Origin of the sequence: Pseudomonas sp. 9.1(2019), from assembly GCF_009910445.1 — a bacterium.
Lineage (GTDB): Bacteria > Pseudomonadota > Gammaproteobacteria > Pseudomonadales > Pseudomonadaceae > Aquipseudomonas > Aquipseudomonas paraversuta.
On record NZ_VBWF01000005.1, the window covers coordinates 462,427 to 479,283 of the forward strand.

The window sequence follows — 16,857 nt, forward strand, 5'->3', positions numbered from 1 at the left end:
TGATTGCATCGCTGGCAAGCCAGCTCCCACAGTGCTGCTTACCTGACAAGCCAGCTCCCACAGTGCTGCTTACTTGGCAGGTCGGGCCAGGCGCTTGTTCCAGTCCAGCCATGCGGCCAGCACGGCCATGATTCCCACGCCCATCAGGGCGCTGAAAATCTGCATCACCATGATGTCCCCCCCCAGTGCATTCAGCATATCGGCCAGCGGCGCCAGAATCACCCCCAGACAAAACACTTCCAGAGAGTAGCGACCCATGCGGCAGGTTTGTCGGGCGAACCAGTTGTTCAGCCAGCCACTGTGGGGCACCAACCTGGCAACCACGTAAGCCAGCGCCAGAAAGTGCAGCAAGCGAACCGGCGAGAGATTGGTCTTGCTGATCGGGTACAGGTATTCCCCCAGCCATGGCGGCATGACTGCGTCGTGCAACTGAGGCCACTTCCATGACAACGCCAGCAGACCTGTGAGCAACAGGTACACCACGGCCGTCATAAACAGGGGTTGATGCGACAACGCTCGAGTTTCAGGCGCCTTGCCTTGTTGCCCGTGAAGCGCAGCCGCGCCCCCCAGAATGAACAGGAATTGCCAGGCCATCGGGTTAAAGAACCACACGCCGCCTTCCTGGGCCGCGAAGTTCCACACCGGTGCCAGCAAGTACAGCGCGAACGACACGGCCAACACGTATCGGGCTTTGCGCAGCAACATCGGCAGCACCAGCGGCAAGCCCAGCAACAGCACGATATACAGCGGCAGCGGGTCCATCAGGTTGGGTTTGAAACGCAGGAGCAGCTCGTCGGTCAGTGCCTGTTGCGGGTTGCTCAGGAAGTACTGCAAGCCCATCTCTTGCACCAGATCCCGGGTCTCTACATGGCTGTTGGCAAAGAACACGATGCCCATCAGCACCGCGAGCAAGAAAATATGCACCACATACAGCACCCAGGCGCGGCGCAGGATTTTTACTCCGGCGATCAGCAGGCCGTCACGCTGTGCGATTTTTCCGTAGGCCAGTACCGCGGCATAACCGGCCAGGAAGACAAAGATTTCTGCAGCATCACTGAGGCCGAAATTACGCACGGTCAGTTCGGCCAACGGGTTGTGCGGGATGTGATCCCAGAAGATAAAGATCAGCGCCAGCCCGCGAAAGAAATCGATGCGGTGGTCGCGTCCGTTAATCGTCACGGTGAGTACTCAAACGAAAGGTTGAATTAAGACCGGCGCGCGTAACAGATGATGCGCGCCGTACATCGGCGGCGCGCAGGGTGCGGGTATTGGTAGCTAATTGCAAAGGTTGGATATTGCAGAATATCTCAAGGGCCACAGGTTGGTGTCGTCAAAAGGCATTCATGAACATAAACCTGCATTCCTGCGACTGGCATGCATTGATCTGCGGCACCAACCGCCTGAAATGCTCACTTTGGCAGTGAGCATCCAGAGCGGCCTGATCGGGCCATTGCTCGACAAAAATAAAATGCCCCGGATCCTGGTGATCCACATACAAGTCGTAAGCGATGCAGTCAGGCTCCAGGCGGGTTTTTTCCACCAGCTCGGCGTACCACGGGCGCACAGTTTCAAGGTGTTCGTGCTTGATGAAGTCTTCGGCAATCACTTTCAACATGTTGATCAGTCCTGGTCAGGCTGCGGCAATTTCATTGGGTTCAAAGCTGTCGGCCCGGGCCATTTGCCACATGCGCGAATAGAACTCGCCATTGATCTCGCCGGTCAGCAACTCGCCGGGTTTGAGGAACACGTGCAGTTGCGAGAACAGTTTGATTTCGGTGGCCGAGACACGGCGCACCAGGTGTTTGGCCGAGAGTTGTGCCGGGTGTTCCAGGCCTGCTGCCGCGAGCATTTCGGCCAGTGCCTTGAGGGTGTTGGTGTGGAACTGCAACACCCGCTGCGCCTTGTCCGGTACCACCAGCGCACGCTGGCGCAGAGGGTCCTGAGTGGCGACGCCGGTCGGGCATTTGTTGGTGTGGCACGATTGCGACTGAATGCAGCCGACGGCAAACATGAAGCCCCGGGCCGAGTTGGCCCAGTCGGCGCCAATGGCCAGCACGCTGGCAATGTCGAAGGCGCTGACAATCTTGCCGCTGGCTCCCAGCTTGATTTTGTCCCGCAGGTTCAAGCCCACCAAGGTGTTGTGGACGAACAGCAAGCCTTCGCGCATCGGCGCGCCGATGTGGTCGGTGAACTCCACCGGGGCGGCGCCGGTACCGCCTTCCTTGCCATCGATGACGATAAAGTCGGGGAGGATGCCGGTTTCGAGCATGGCCTTGGCAATCCCCATGAACTCCCACGGATGGCCCAGGCAGAACTTGAAGCCGACAGGCTTGCCGCCGGATAGCTCACGTAACTGGGCGATGAATTGCATCAGTTCCAGTGGTGTTGAAAATGCACTGTGGCGCGAAGGCGATATGCAATCTTCGCCCATGGGGACGCCGCGGGTTTCGGCAATTTCCGGGGTGACCTTGTGCTTGGGCAGAATACCGCCATGGCCCGGTTTGGCACCCTGGCTCATTTTGATTTCGATCATCCGTACTTGCGGGGTGCGGGCCTGTTCGGCAAAGCGCTCGGGATCGAATCGACCGTCAGAGGTACGGCAGCCGAAGTAGCCGCTGCCCAGTTCCCAGGTCAGGTCACCGCCGTTTTCACGGTGATAGGAACTGATGCTGCCTTCGCCGGTATCGTGGGCAAAGTTACCGAGCTTGGCGCCCTGGTTCAGCGCGCGAATGGCATTGGCACTCAGCGAGCCAAAACTCATCGCCGAAATATTGAAGATGGACGCCGAGTACGGCTGGGTGCATTGCGGGCCACCGATGATGATGCGGAAGCTGCCGGGGTCGGTGAGCGGTGCCGGGCGCATGGAGTGGCCGATAAATTCGAAGCCGGGCTGGTACACGTCAACCAGGGTGCCAAAAGGTTTGTCGGCGCTTTCGTTCTTGGCGCGGGAATAGACCAGGGAGCGTTGCGCCCGCGAGAAGGGCAGTGCGTCGCTGTCTGACTCCAGCAGGTACTGGCGGATCTCCGGGCGGATAGCCTCCACCAGATAGCGGATATTGCCCAGGATCGGATAGTTACGGCGCACCGCGTGGGGGCTTTGCAGCAGGTCGAAAATCCCCAACACGCTCAAGATAAGGGTCACGGTGGTGAATGGCCATAACCACTCGTAGTGCATAAATGGCAGGCTGGCGAGAGTGAAAATCACGCAGAAGGCAAAAAACGCATAGCGGCTTAGCAGTGACAGGCTCATAGGGTTTCCTGTTTCAGGCTTGTCTGTTCAGGCGGGCGTCGAACAGAAAAAACGGGGCGGTAAACCCCCGGCGATACAGCTGTAGCAGTCGGCTCCCTCTCTGGACTGGAGGTTTGCTGACAAGGCATCTTACCCATTGAACGGGGCTTAGTGTCTTAAAGACGGCAAATGTCCATACAGAGGGTTCGGTTATGCGCGGCATCTGTGTCTTTGCATGGGCGCCAAGCCATGTGATCCTTCGCGCTCTTTCTACGCTGCTGGCCGATTCTTGTGACGTCTTCTGAACGCTGCACCGCAACCCCTGACATCATCCGTATTGCTGCTGCTCTGCTGATCGGTCCCGATGGCCGAACCCTGCTGGTGCGCAAGCGCGGCACCCTGGCGTTTATGCAGCCGGGTGGGAAGATCGAACCCCACGAGCAGCCGATCACTGCCCTGGCCCGTGAACTGGAAGAAGAGCTGGCATTAAAGATTGATCCGGCCAATGCCACCTACCTGGGCCACTTTTCGGCACCGGCGGTCAATGAGCCGGGATTTGAAGTGCAGGCCGAGCTGTTTCTGCTGCATATCCAGCAGTCAGTGGCGCCCGCCGCCGAGATTGAAGAAGTGCAGTGGATCGATCCGCAGGGTGATGGCGGGCTGATATTGGCTCCCTTGACCCGAGACCTGATCCTGCCGTTTTATCGCGACACCATGCTGACCTCAGCCTGATTCCTTTTCTGACAAGGACTGACCATGATTCCTGCTCAAGACCTGCTGATTTTCGCTGCGGCGTGTTTGCTGATGGTTTTGACGCCGGGGCCAAATATGATTTACCTGATTTCGCGCTCGATCTGTCAGGGGCGAAAAGCGGGGGTGACGTCATTGGTCGGTGTGGTCGCAGGTTTTTTGGTGCACATGTTTGCCGCCGCAGCCGGGCTGACAGCGGTATTTTTAGCAGTACCAATGGCCTATGAGGTATTGAAGTGGGCGGGAGCCCTGTATCTGCTGTGGATGGCGTGGCAGGCGCTCAAGCCGGGTGCCCGCTCGCCTTTTGAAGCGCAGGAGCTGGCGTCGGACTCATCGCCAAAACTGGTGCTGATGGGGTTTATGACCAGTGTCCTGAACCCCAAGGTCGCGGTGTTTTACCTGTCGGTGTTCCCGCAATTCATCAGCCCCGAGCATGGTTCGATGTTTACCCAGAGCCTGCTGTTGGGCCTGACCCAGATCAGCGTCAGTTTCACCGTGAACCTGTTGATTGCGCTGTTTGCTTCAGGCATCGCCTTCTGGTTTGTGCGTAATCCGCTGTGGCTGGCTGTCCAGCGTTATGTCATGGGCTTTGTACTGGCCGGTCTGGCGGTAAAATTGATGCTGGAACAACGTAAAACCCTATGATTGGGACCCGATATGGCTATAGAACTGCTTGATCCCTCACACGCCAGTGCGTATCGCCAGTTACTGCTGGAGGCCTACGCGCTGCACCCCGAGGCTTTTGTTTCCAGCCTGTCAAACCGTGAAAAGTTGCCACTGAGTTGGTGGCAAGCACAGCTGGATGATGAATTGAGCGCGCTGTTCGGCGCCTTTGTCGATGACCGGCTGGTGGGGGTAGTGGGTCTGGCTTTCGAGCCGTGGGAAGACGCCCGGCATCAGGCCACGCTGTTTGGCTTGTACGTATCCGGGGGCTTTCGCGGGCAGGGGCTGGGCGAGCACCTGGTGCAGGCAGTGTTGTCCATGGCAGAGCAGGAGCCCGAAATAAAAGTGCTGCAACTGAGCGTGAGCGCCAACAGTCCAGCGGCGCTGGCCTTGTATCGCCGCTGCGGGTTTGAACAGTCGGGGCTTGAAGATTGCGCGATCCGGGTGGGGGAGGAGTATTACGACCGGGTGCATATGCGCCGGCTGGTATAAGCGACCCCCCCTGCAGGAGCGAGCTTGCTCCCGCAGGTTGTACAGGTTCAGCGAACGGCACTCACCCCGTCCAGGGTCGAGAAGGATGTGTCTTTGGCCGTCAGCAAAAAGTCGCGCATATAAGGGGCGTCGAGCATATCGGCACGTACCGCCGCGTAGAGCGTGGCAAACAACCCTTTCTCACCGAGGCGCTTGGCTTTCACGTAGCCGCGCGAGCTGTATTCATGCAAGGCCCAGTGCGGCATCCCGCATACACCACGGCCACTGGCTACGAGCTGCATCATCATGACGGTCAGCTCGGAGGTGCGCACTTGTGCCGGTTCAACGTCTGCCGGCTCTAAAAAGCGGGTGAAAATATCGAGCCGGTCGCGCTCCACCGGGTAGGTAATCAGAGTCTCAGTGCTCAAATCTTCCGGCACGATAAACGGCTTGCTGGCCAGAGCATGCTGATTGGCAACGGCCAACATGGCTTCGTAGGTAAACAGCGGCACATACGTCAGCCCTGCAATCTCTTGCGGGTCAGAAGTAACCACCAGATCCAGATCGCCCCGGGCCAGTGCAGGCAAGGGGGCGAAGGCAAAGCCCGAAGCCAGGTCCAGTTCGACCTCGGGCCAGGCGTCGCGGAACTGATCGATGGTGGGCATCAGCCACTGGAAGCAACTGTGGCACTCAATCGCCATGTGCAAACGTCCGGCCGTACCGCCGACCAAACGGGCGATATCGCGCTCGGCGCCGCGCAGCAGCGGGAGCATGGCATCGGCCAGTTGCAGCAGGCGCAACCCGCCGCTGGTGAAACGGACCGGTTTGGTTTTGCGCACAAACAGCGGCATGCCCATGCGTTCTTCCAGCTCTTTGAACTGGTGGGATAAAGCAGATTGTGTCAGGTGCAGCCGTTCAGCCGCTTCGACCAGGCTGTCGGACTCGCGTAATGCGTGCAGGGTTTTGAGGTGACGAATTTCCAGCACGGTGACTCCATGAGTAAATTTGATGATCAACACGAAAACGTTGAGTTTGTCTCATGTTGCAGTGCGTGTCGATAATTGTGCCATTACTTACACGAAGGAATGTCGTTATGGCCCTGGCACACAATCTTGGTTTCCCGCGTATCGGTGCGGATCGTGAACTGAAAAAAGCACTCGAAGCGTACTGGAAGGGCGATATTGACCAGGCTGCCCTGCAAGCTGTGGGGCGTGAACTGCGCGCCAGCCACTGGCAACTGCAAAAAGACGCCGGGATCGACTTACTGCCGGTGGGTGACTTTGCCTGGTACGACCAGGTGCTGACCCACTCGCTGACCTTCGGTGCCATTCCCGAGCGGTTCGCCAGTACCCTGGACGCCCAGGGCCGTCCAACCCTGAATACCCTGTTCGGCATGGCCCGTGGTGCGAGCCAGAGTTGCTGCGGCGAACACGGCAAAGGTCAGTACGCTCAAGAACTGACCAAATGGTTTGATACCAACTATCACTACCTGGTGCCGGAGTTCAGTCAGGATCAGCGTTTTGAACTGAGCTGGAATCAGCTGTTTGAAGAAACTGCCGAGGCCCTGGCCCTGGGTCACAAGGTCAAGCCGGTGATCATAGGACCGCTGACTTTCCTGTGGCTGGGCAAGATCAAGGGCAATGAGTTCAACAAACTCGATCTGCTGGAAAACCTGTTGCCGGTATACGCCGCTATTCTTTCCCGTCTGGCTGAACAAGGTGTGGAATGGGTACAGATTGACGAACCGATTCTGTCGCTTGACCTGCCCCAGGAGTGGAAAAACGCCTTTGAGCGTGCTTACCACATCCTTCAGTACTCACCTCTGAAGAAGCTGGTAGCCACTTACTTCAGCGGTCTGGAAGACAATCTGGGGCTGGCTGTCAGCCTGCCGGTGGAAGGTTTGCACGTTGACCTGGTGCGTGCCCCTGACCAGTTGCATGCCATTCTGGATCGCCTGCCGACCTATAAAGTGTTGTCGCTGGGTCTGGTGAACGGTCGCAACGTCTGGCGCTGTGATCTGGAAAACGCCCTGGCCCAATTGCAGGAAGCCGAAGAACGCTTTGGTGACAATCTGTGGGTTGCCGGCTCTTGCTCGTTGTTGCATAGCCCGGTTGATCTGGACCGCGAAACCCGGCTGGATGCCGAGCTTAAAAGCTGGCTGGCCTTTGCCCGGCAAAAGTGCGACGAAATTGCCGTACTGCGCGATGCGCTGAATATCCCCCAGGATGCCAAAGTGCAGCAGGCGCTGGCCCAAAGCCGTGCGGTGCAGGCCAGCCGCGCCAACTCGCCACGAATTCACAAGCCTGCGGTGCAAGCACGTACCGCAGCGATCACCGCTGCGGACAGCCAGCGTCAGTCACCGTTTGCCACCCGTATCCAGTTGCAGCGCGCGCGCCTGAATCTGCCGGCATTTCCTACGACCACTATTGGATCGTTTCCGCAGACAGCATCGATTCGGCTGGCGCGGCAGTCTTACAAACAGGGCAAATTGTCGGTCAGTGAGTACACCGACGCCATGCACAGCGAAATTCGCAACGCCGTACAAACCCAGGAGCGTTTGGGGCTGGACGTGCTGGTCCACGGCGAAGCCGAACGTAACGATATGGTCGAGTACTTTGCCGAACAGCTGGATGGCTACGTGTTTACGCAATATGGCTGGGTGCAGAGCTACGGTTCGCGCTGTGTGAAGCCGGCGATCATTTTCGGCGACCTGAGCCGTCTTCAAGCCATGACCGTGGACTGGATCAAATACGCTCAGGGCCTGACCGACAAGGTAATGAAGGGCATGTTGACCGGCCCGGTGACCATGCTGATGTGGTCATTCCCCCGCGAAGATGTTTCGCGCAAAGTGCAGGCGCAACAACTGGCGCTGGCGATTCGTGACGAGGTGATCGATCTGGAAAAAGCCGGGATCAAGATTGTGCAGATTGACGAAGCGGCTTTGCGCGAAGGCCTGCCGTTGCGTCGGGCGCAGTGGCAGGAATACCTGGACTGGGCAGTGGAGGCTTTTCGCCTGTGTGCTTCGGGAGTCGGGGACGAAACACAGATTCATACCCACATGTGCTACAGCGAGTTCAACGATGTGATCAAGTCGATTGCCGAGATGGACGCTGACGTCATCACCATCGAAACCTCGCGTTCGGATATGGAACTGCTGGATGCGTTTGAAGCATTCGATTACCCGAACGACATTGGCCCGGGGGTGTATGACATCCACTCGCCACGGGTTCCGGACACGGCCGAGATGGTCAAGTTGCTGAGCAAGGCGGCCCAACGTATTCCGGCTGAGCGGTTGTGGGTAAACCCCGACTGCGGCCTCAAAACCCGCGCCTGGGCCGAGACCGAAGCGGCACTGATCAACATGGTGGCGGCGGCGCGGCAGTTGCGGGCGCAGGTTGCCTGAACCCGGCGCAGCACCTGTAGGAGCGAGATTGCTCGCGAGTATTGGAGCTTGAAAGCTCGCGAGCATTTGATGCTGAAACTGGGGGTTGGCTTTATCTGATGATTTTGTCGACGTGTATATCGAGCTTTTTCAGGCGGTACCAGAAGCTGCGTTCTGATATGCCAATCAACTGCGCTGCAGCAGCCTGGACTCCGTGGGCTTGTTGCAGCGCCGCCAGGATGTAGGCTTTTTCCACTTCAGCCAGCGCCGCTTCCAGATCGGGCGGTACGCTCGGGCCCGGGCTCGGCAGGGCGCTGGTCTGGCTCGGCTGGGCACTGAACAGGTACGGCGGCAGGTCACTGTCCTGGATCGTGCTGCTGGTGGCCACAATGGTGGCGCGCTCGACGCAGTTCTGCAGTTCGCGAATGTTGCCGGGCCAGCTGTATTCGGCCATTGCCCGCAAGGCACTGGGGCTGAAACCGCTGATCCGTTTGCCAGCAGTAGCTCCCAGATTGTGGGCGAAGTGCCGCGCCAGCGCAGCGATGTCTTCAACCCGCTCGCGCAAGGCAGGCAGGGGAATCGGGAATACATTCAGGCGGTAATACAGATCCTCGCGAAACTCTTTGTTGGCCACGGCTTCCAGCAGGTTTTTATTGGTGGCTGCAATGACCCGGACATCGACCTTGCGCTCGCGGGGATCGCCAACGGGCTCAATGACTCGCTCTTGCAGCGCGCGCAAGATCTTGGCCTGCAGGGCCAGGGGCATATCACCCACTTCATCGAGAAACAAAGTGCCTTTGTCCGCTTGCATGAAGCGCCCGACACGATCAGCGACGGCACCGGTAAAGGCGCCTTTGCGATGACCGAACATCTCGCTTTCCAGCAGCCCTTCAGGAATCGCCGCACAGTTGACCGCGACAAAGGGTTTTTCGGCCCGGCTACCGTGGTTGTGGATGGCACGGGCGACCATCTCTTTGCCGGTACCGCTTTCACCGGTCAGCAGGATGGTGGCGTTGCTGTCACGCACCGAGTCGATGGCCTGCAACACCCGGCGAAAACTCGGGCTGTCACCTATCAGGCTCTCGATATGCCAGTGCTCGTCGAGTTCGGCGCGCATGCGTGCGTTATCGCGCAGGATGTCGCGAAACTGCAGGGCTTTGCTGACGGTGATGTCCAGTTCGTCGATATCGAAGGGTTTGGCAATGTAGTCGTAGGCGCCATCGCGCATCGACTGTACGGCGTTTTTCACCGTGCTGTAGGCCGTCATCACAATGACTGGCAGATGCGGGTAACGCACCTTGACCTCGGCCAGTAACTGCGAGCCGTCCATGCCGGGCATGCGCCAGTCGCTGATGATCAGGTCGATGTCTTCCTGTTCCAGAATGGCCAGTGCGTGCAGGCCGTTGCCTGCGGTAAATACCTGCACCTCGTTCTGGCTCAGCGCGGAACTGAGCAGGTCGCAAAGTTTCGGCTCGTCGTCGACCACCAGGATGTTGTGACTCATGACTCATCCCCTCCGTGGGCCGGAATATACAGGTTGAAGGTGGTTCCGGCGTTTTTCTCGCTGATGCATTCAATCCGGCCGTCGTGGTTTTCCATAATGGAGAACACTTTGGGCAGACCCAGGCCCGTACCCGATGCCTTGGTGGTGACAAAAGGCGTGAAAATTCGCTCGATCATGTCAGGTTCAATACCTTGGCCGTTATCGATAATGCTGATCACGGTGTCATTGTTGGTGTCACGGGCAATGCGCAATGTCAGGTGCCCTCCGTCAGGCATTGCGTCTATGGCATTGATGATCAGGTTCAGGCAAGCCTGTTTCAGTTGCCGGGTGTCTGCATAAATGGTTGCCCCGGGGGCTTTGTCGTCTATTTCGGTTCTGATGTTGTGGCTGTCCAGCTCGGGCTTGCAGAAGCCCAGAATATCTTCGACCAGAAGTCGTGCCGGCTGGACTGAACGCACCGGTGCACTGGGTTTGGCAAAGTCCAGAAAGTCGGTAATGAGCTCGTTGATTCGAGATACCTCGCTGACCACGTACTCCAGATGGCGCTTGTCGGTTTCGTCCAGATTGGCCCGCCGGTGCAGCAGTTGGGTGGCGGTTTTGATAATGCCCAGCGGATTGCGGATTTCGTGGGCCAGGCCCATGGCGACCTCGCCCAGGGCATGCAGGCGATCACGCCGGCGCAACTGGGCCTCTAGATGATGCAACTGGGCCAGGCGTACGGTCATGTGGTTGAAGGTGCTGCTCAACTCAGCCAGTTCGTCCCGGCCAGACACCGCGACCAGTTGCGTGTAATCCCCGGCAATCACTGCCCGTACACCTTCAGACAGACCGCGCAGTGGCCGGGTCAGGCGCTCGGAAACCAGCCAGCCAACGCTTAGCGAAAGTATCGAGCCGACCAGGAAAATCAGTGCAAACAGGTTGCTCTGATTGACCAGGCCGACAAGGCTGGTATGGCGTAGCAAACCACTGTAAATAACGCCTTGCAGTTCACCGGTACCGTTGAGGATTGGCCAGTAGAGTCCGCTGTAGCGAGTGGTGAATTGCTCGCTGGGCTGTTTGGTCTCGCGCAGTATTTGCTCGATGGCAGTCGGCACCTGAAGCTCACGGTCATCAAAGTGCTGACTGGAGAAAATTTCGGAATAGCCATTACCACTGGCCAGGTACAGGCGCAGGTCCAGGGAGTGGACGTCAGCGACGCTGGTCAAAAAGCTGTTGTCCATGTAAGTGGCAACCAGTAATTGATACGCCTCGCCATCCTGGGTGGTAGGAAAGGTCGAAACCACTGTGCCGGTGGGCACGCCGCCCACGTCGATGGTTTGCAGCACGGCATTGGGCGCCATGCTGATCTGGTCAACGATGGCTTCACTGGCCGTGCTGAATACCACTTTGTGGTCACTGCTGCGAATCAGCGCCACCACGTTAATGTCCATTGCACTGGCAATGTCGGCGGTCAACTTGTCGTGGCGCAGGGCTGTATGGGAGGTAGGCGGGTGGGTATAGCGCAGGAACAATTGCGCCGCGCGGGCATTGTCTTGAATGATTTCGCCGATTTCGTCTTTGACGATTTCGGTCGATTCCTGCAGCCAGACGCGCACGTTGTTGTCGAAAATATGCGACAGCGTGGTGGCGGCCAGTTCGGCGGCAATCATGGTGGGGATGACGCTGACCAGCCAGAAGGCCAGTACCAGTTTGCGCTGAACCGTCCAGCGCGAGACCTTGAAAGCTGGAGCATTGCGCTTTGATTCAGAGGTGATTGGCATTAATGCTCGCTTATCGCTGCCGCAAGGGCGGGGTCATGACGGTCTGGGCGGACGAATAGTTTGACTAACTTGAGCATGTTATTGACCAACCCGTTGCGATGGCGGAAGAACAGCGTATTGCTCTGGAAGGTGCAGCCCAGGCGAACTTTGCTGGCGTATCCGGCCTGGCCACATTCGTATAGCGCAATTCTGTTACGGATGCAGTAGTCGACGTTCTCCATCCAGCTTCTGAAATACAAGCTGTACTCCCGTGTCAGTTCAAGGTCGTGACCGAAAAATTTGTCCACCAGCCGATGTTCGTCGATCAGTAGCAGATTGAACGCTACCAGTTGATCATCGAGCCAATACAGCACGCAGAGCGCCCGGTCTCCCAGTTGCTGGAGGATACCCGTGAAATAAGCGGGCGGTAAGCGTTCGAATTGCAGGTCGCTGCGGCCCAGGCTGGCTTCGTACAAACGCATGATGTCGGGCAGGACATCGTCAATGCTGCTGCGCCATTCCACCCTGGGTCCGGGTGAGCGCAATTTGCGGCGCATGTCTTTGCGGGTGGATTTACCCAGGGAGCCGAGGTAGCAGTCAACCGAGCCAAAAGGTACGGGCAGCACGGCCCTGGGCAGGCTGGGCATGGACTGATAGCCCGCCGCCTTGCAGCTATGGGACCAGTCATCGTCGTGGCTGGGGACGTCCTTGACCGCTATCAGGCCGATATCCAGCTGGCGGGCGTCGTGCTGCGCTAGAAGCAGCAGGCGTGCCAGCAGGGCCGGGCGCTGGTCAGGCGGAATATGGCTGGCGGTGCCCGCGTTGCATTGTTCGGTCACCGGGGAGCCGATGGCGTATAGAGGCAACTGCACCAGCCCCGGCAAAATATGGTTCAGCTTTTCGGTAAATCGTTTACCGATCCCCTGAACCGTGGTGTCGAGGCGATAAGAGGTGGTGAATGCGGTGGCGGCGGCAATCAGGGTCGAGCCTCTGTACAGCGTCAGGTAACGCCACTCGAAGCCCTCAATGCCGGCGTTTTCCACTGCCACGATGTAGTCCCAATCCTCCAGAGAATCTGGGAAGCAGTCATTCCAGGCCTCGCGTTCGATGGCCTGGATTGATGAAAAGGCTTGGGCTGTAATCATGGATCTTCCTTGGTCAGGCTTGCTGCAGGTACTCGACAGTGCCCTGGGCAACGGTGCTGTGGTGCTTGATGAAAGCGTCACTCAGTTCAATCACGCGGCGGTATTGCAGGTCGACGGTGATCATGTGGTAACAGTTATCGAGCAGCACTTTGGTCACCGGGCCGCCCAGATGGCGCTCTACGTAATCGGCGTTCCAGCGGCTGGTGATGTCGTCTTCGATGGAGTGCAGTACCAGTGCCGGGGTGGTGATCGACGGCATGCGCTTTTTCACCACGGCGTTCATCCGGTGCAGCTCGCGCACGGTGATGCCTTCCATTGTCAGTAACCCGGCATTGCTGCTTTCGCCGGCTTTCATCTGTCGTTCAACGATCGCTCGCAGGCGCTCGTTCTTGATCCCGTAGGGCGGTTTCTCCTCGAAACTGCACAGGTGCACGCCGAACGGAATGGCCATCAGCAAGGGTGTCAGGAACGCCAGTTTATGAATGCTCCAGCCGTCGTAGCGCAAGGTGGTGGAGTACATCAACAGGCCCGCCACTTGCCCCGGGTGTTCGGAGGCCAGGTACATCGACATCACTGCACCCATCGACAGACCGCCGACGAAAACCCGGGCATGGCGCTGGCGGACATCGACGAAGGTTTTACGCACCCCTTCGTACCAGTCTTGCCAGCCGGTGGCCTGCAGGTCGCTGTTGTCACCGCAGTGGCCGGCCAGGGTGGGTACGTACACTGTGCATGTTCCGTCCTTGGCCAGCCCCTGGGCCACCCGCCGCAACTCCGTCGGGGTGCCGGTGAGGCCGTGGATCAACAGGATCCCGACCTCACCCGTGCCGAGAACGAAACCGGCGTCGCCTTCGCCCAGGTCGATCTCTGACCGCTTCACCGCTTCATGGCCCGATGCAACAGGCGATCGAGCAGGGCGATGCCAAGGTCGATTTCGGCGTAGCTGATTTCCAGCGATGGAGCCAGGGTGATGACGTTTTTGTAGTAGCCGCCGACGTCCAGAATCAGACCCAGACGCTTGCCGTCGATTTCGATATCGCCCTTCATGCCTTCTTCAACCATGTAGTCCAGGGTTGCCTTGTCCGGGGTAAAGCCGTCCGGACCGCAGATTTCGCAGCGCAGGGCCAGGCCCAGGCCGTCGACATCGCCGATGATCGGGTAGCGTTTTTGCAGGTCCTGCAGGCCTGCCAGGAAGTATTTGCCTTTCTCCATGACCATCGCGCCGTAGTCGATTTCGCTGGTCATTTTGAACATTTCCAGACCCACCGCAGTGCCTAGCGGGTTGGAGGCGAAGGTGGAGTGGGTCGAGCCTGGCGGGAAGATTTTCGGGTTGATCAGCTCTTCACGGGCCCAGATGCCGCCCAGCGGGTTGAGGCCGTTGGTCAGCGCCTTGCCGAACACGATCACGTCGGGTTTGACGTCGAAGTGCTCGATCGACCATAGCTTGCCGGTGCGCCAGAAGCCCATCTGGATTTCATCGACCACCATCAAAATGCCGTGTTGATCCAGAACCTGCTTGAGTTCGCTGTAGAAGTTCATGGGGGGAATCACATAGCCGCCGGTGCCCTGGATCGGCTCGACGTAAAACGCGGCATATTCGCTCTGGCCGACTTTAGGGTCCCATACACCGTTGTATTCAGTTTCAAACAAACGGGCGAATTGCTGTACGCAGTGGCTGCCATATTCTTCTTTGGTCATGCCTTTTGGACCGCGGAAGTGATACGGAAACGGGATGAAATTGGCGCGCTCACCGAAGTGGCCATAGCGACGGCGGTAGCGGTAGCTGGAGGTGATCGACGAAGCACCTAGCGTACGACCGTGGTAACCGCCTTCGAAGGCAAACATCAGGCTTTTGCCGTTGGTGGCGTTACGGACCACTTTCAACGAGTCTTCGATGGACTGTGAACCGCCAACGTTGAAGTGTACGCGCCCGTCGAGACCGAACTTGTTTTTGGCGTCGACCGCGATGCGCTCCGACAACTCGATCTTGCCTTTGTGCAGGTATTGGCTGGCAATCTGCGGCAGGGTATCGATCTGTTGTTTCAGGGCGTTGTTCAAGCGCGGATTGGAGTAACCGAAGTTAACCGCCGAGTACCACATTTGCAGATCGAGATAAGCCTGGTCACTGGTGTCCCATACATAAGAGCCTTCGCAGCGGCTGAAAATGCGCGGTGGTTCGATGTAGTGGACAGTGTCGCCGTACGAGCAGTACTTGGCTTCTTTTTCCAGAAGAATCTGGTCTTCAGGTGAGGCGATCCGGATATCAGACATGATTGAAAAGCTCCTGTTGTTCACGAGAATAGTGGGGGGCGTTGGCGGCGTTGCTTGGCAATTTGGCCAGCAGGGCCGCAAGTTCAGCGAATGTGTCGAAGCGTGCGTAGGGGATGCCGTTGCGCTCGCAGTGTTCAGCCAGACTGTCTTTGGCGAATACGAAGTCGGCGCTTGCGGCCACACACATGTCGGAGCGCCCGTCGCCAATCACCAGCACGCGTTTGCCGCCAGGCGTGGATTTGCATTTGCAGTTGCCTGAAGCCGCATGGCAGGCGTCGCTGGCATGGGGGAAGTCGATGCGCCAACGGTTGTGGTCGACCTGGCGCAGGCGGTTGGCGAGGATCGGCAACAGGCTCACATAGTTGCGGGCCAGGATGCGCGCGATGCCCTGTTCGATGCCGTCACTGACCACTTCGATAGAAGCACCGAGGCCGATGACGTGATCAACGAAATCCGGAAAGTCCGGGTCAATCTCAACGGTATCGAAATAGGCCAGCAGTTCGGCTGGGGAGGCTTTAACCAGCGACAGCTGGCGGCTGAGGCATTCACGCGAACCAATCTCACCTCGCACCCATTGTTCTTCGATCGCTTCCCAGCTGGGGTCGGCGAAACGTTGAAGAATGTTGTCGATGACGTCGGTGCGGGTGATGGTTCCGTCGAAATCACACACGATATGCCATTGCATCATCTGCATTGTCCTGTTGTGGAGACGCGCACTTTGCGCATGTACAGGACAGAGCACGGACTGTGCCAAGTTGCCAAAGCCCCATGGGCCGGGGCTTTGGCCGTTGCCCGCGGTGAGAATCCCCGAGCAGGCTACAATTTTTGTAGCTTGCTACAAACAACATCAGTGCTTGCGTCGAATTCTCAAAAAAGCGACTTATGCGCGCATGAATTCATATGGAACCTCTGTCATGAAAACCTGCGCTCCTGTTTTTTTGCTGCTCTCATTGTTGGGTGTCGGGGCCGTGGCGCGTGCTGCCGACGGCCCCAGTGGCGAAGTGGGGGGCGGGATTGGCTATCAGCCTTACGACCCCAGTGGCAGCCGCTATCAGACAGTACCGCTGCCGTACTTCGATGTGGACTGGGGCGATGTCAGTCTGGATACCGACAATGGCTTGACCTGGAGTAGCTTCAAAGCTGATGGCTGGAGCGCCGGGCCATTTATCAATTACTTGTCGGGGCGTAACGCCAACGGTTCGCTGCGCGGGCTGCGGGATGTTTCGGACATGGCGCAGCTGGGCGGCTTCGTGCAATACAGTCCGGCCGAGTTCTGGCGCGTGTATGCGCAACTGGGCCAGGCGGTGGGCGGTGCCGGCGGGCAGGGAGGGTTATTGGGGCAAGTGGGCGGTGAGCTGGGTTATCCGCTGGGCCTGGGAATTATCGGCAGCAGCCAGTTGGCGGTGAACTTTGCCGATGCCCGGCAAATGTCGACTTTCTTTGGTGTAAGCGCCAGTGAAGCCCGAGCTTCGGGTTTTTCTGCGTACAAGGCCGGCGGTGGTTTCCAGAACGTGACATTGACCCAGAACTTCGAGTTTGCGCTGACACAACATTGGTCACTGGTGGCCAGTGCCAGCTGGGTTCGTCTGGTGGGTACAGCGGCAGACAGCAGCATCGTCAAGGATGTGGGCGACGTGAATCAGGGCACAGTGCAGACCGCGATCAGCTATAAATTCTAGAGTGCAGGCTGACTCTGCGGGAGC

General features: G+C 58.2%; 15 protein-coding genes. 5 read left to right on the top strand and 10 right to left on the bottom strand.

Going from position 1 to position 16,857, the window contains the following annotated elements; genetic code table 11:
• Positions 1-69 precede the first annotated feature (69 nt).
• The 3 genes from FEZ21_RS08150 to FEZ21_RS08160 form a co-directional block, all read right to left on the bottom strand.
• Positions 70-1,179, bottom strand: coding sequence for an OpgC family protein (locus FEZ21_RS08150; protein ID WP_127196116.1), 1,110 nt, complete (start codon positions 1,177-1,179; stop codon positions 70-72).
• Positions 1,180-1,330: 151 nt separating this feature from the next.
• Complete coding sequence (locus tag FEZ21_RS08155) at positions 1,331-1,615, bottom strand: putative quinol monooxygenase (RefSeq protein WP_010655648.1); 285 nt, start codon at positions 1,613-1,615, stop codon at positions 1,331-1,333.
• 15 nt (positions 1,616-1,630) lie between these two features.
• Entirely contained in the window at positions 1,631-3,250 is a 1,620-nt protein-coding gene (locus tag FEZ21_RS08160) for an FMN-binding glutamate synthase family protein (protein WP_010655649.1), read from the bottom strand.
• Positions 3,251-3,520: 270 nt separating this feature from the next.
• Here FEZ21_RS08160 and FEZ21_RS08165 point away from each other — a divergent pair, with 270 nt between their 5' ends.
• From FEZ21_RS08165 to FEZ21_RS08175, 3 genes are read left to right on the top strand one after another with little or no spacing between them, the layout of a single operon-like run.
• On the top strand, positions 3,521-3,961 hold the full coding sequence (locus tag FEZ21_RS08165; RefSeq protein ID WP_010655650.1) for an NUDIX domain-containing protein: 441 nt from the start codon (positions 3,521-3,523) through the stop codon (positions 3,959-3,961).
• A 24-nt stretch (positions 3,962-3,985) separates the two neighbouring features.
• Positions 3,986-4,624 (top strand): LysE family translocator, encoded by a 639-nt coding sequence (locus FEZ21_RS08170; RefSeq protein WP_160626842.1) that lies wholly within the window; start codon positions 3,986-3,988, stop codon positions 4,622-4,624.
• Positions 4,625-4,636: 12 nt separating this feature from the next.
• Positions 4,637-5,134, top strand: coding sequence for a GNAT family N-acetyltransferase (locus FEZ21_RS08175; protein ID WP_010655651.1), 498 nt, complete (start codon positions 4,637-4,639; stop codon positions 5,132-5,134).
• 47 nt (positions 5,135-5,181) lie between these two features.
• On the opposite strand, the gene metR is transcribed toward FEZ21_RS08175, so the two are convergent.
• Positions 5,182-6,099, bottom strand: a complete 918-nt coding sequence (gene metR, locus FEZ21_RS08180) for a transcriptional regulator MetR (RefSeq protein WP_003443249.1) — start codon at positions 6,097-6,099, stop codon at positions 5,182-5,184.
• A gap of 107 nt (positions 6,100-6,206) precedes the next feature.
• Between metR and metE the strand changes: the two genes are divergently transcribed.
• Positions 6,207-8,516, top strand: coding sequence for a 5-methyltetrahydropteroyltriglutamate--homocysteine S-methyltransferase (gene metE, locus FEZ21_RS08185; protein WP_010655652.1), 2,310 nt, complete (start codon positions 6,207-6,209; stop codon positions 8,514-8,516).
• A gap of 91 nt (positions 8,517-8,607) precedes the next feature.
• Here metE and FEZ21_RS08190 read toward each other — a convergent pair whose 3' ends face one another.
• From FEZ21_RS08190 to FEZ21_RS08215, 6 genes are read right to left on the bottom strand one after another with little or no spacing between them, the layout of a single operon-like run.
• A complete protein-coding gene (locus FEZ21_RS08190; RefSeq protein ID WP_160626844.1) occupies positions 8,608-9,999 on the bottom strand; it encodes a sigma-54 dependent transcriptional regulator in 1,392 nt (463 codons plus the stop codon).
• Positions 9,996-11,759 (bottom strand): HAMP domain-containing sensor histidine kinase, encoded by a 1,764-nt coding sequence (locus tag FEZ21_RS08195; RefSeq protein WP_160626846.1) that lies wholly within the window; start codon positions 11,757-11,759, stop codon positions 9,996-9,998. Before FEZ21_RS08195 ends, FEZ21_RS08190 begins: the two co-directional genes overlap by 4 nt.
• Complete coding sequence (locus tag FEZ21_RS08200; protein WP_003443241.1) at positions 11,759-12,883, bottom strand: GNAT family N-acetyltransferase; 1,125 nt, start codon at positions 12,881-12,883, stop codon at positions 11,759-11,761. The genes FEZ21_RS08195 and FEZ21_RS08200 overlap by 1 nt, the downstream gene beginning before the upstream one ends.
• Positions 12,884-12,896: 13 nt before the next feature.
• Entirely contained in the window at positions 12,897-13,763 is an 867-nt protein-coding gene (locus FEZ21_RS08205; RefSeq protein WP_010655653.1) for a carboxylesterase, read from the bottom strand.
• Entirely contained in the window at positions 13,760-15,154 is a 1,395-nt protein-coding gene (locus FEZ21_RS08210; protein WP_003443236.1) for an aspartate aminotransferase family protein, read from the bottom strand. The genes FEZ21_RS08205 and FEZ21_RS08210 overlap by 4 nt, the downstream gene beginning before the upstream one ends.
• Complete coding sequence (locus FEZ21_RS08215) at positions 15,147-15,842, bottom strand: MtnX-like HAD-IB family phosphatase (RefSeq protein ID WP_160626849.1); 696 nt, start codon at positions 15,840-15,842, stop codon at positions 15,147-15,149. The genes FEZ21_RS08210 and FEZ21_RS08215 overlap by 8 nt, the downstream gene beginning before the upstream one ends.
• A gap of 226 nt (positions 15,843-16,068) precedes the next feature.
• Here FEZ21_RS08215 and FEZ21_RS08220 point away from each other — a divergent pair, with 226 nt between their 5' ends.
• Positions 16,069-16,833 (top strand): MipA/OmpV family protein, encoded by a 765-nt coding sequence (locus FEZ21_RS08220; RefSeq protein ID WP_160626851.1) that lies wholly within the window; start codon positions 16,069-16,071, stop codon positions 16,831-16,833.
• Positions 16,834-16,857: the final 24 nt, after the last annotated feature.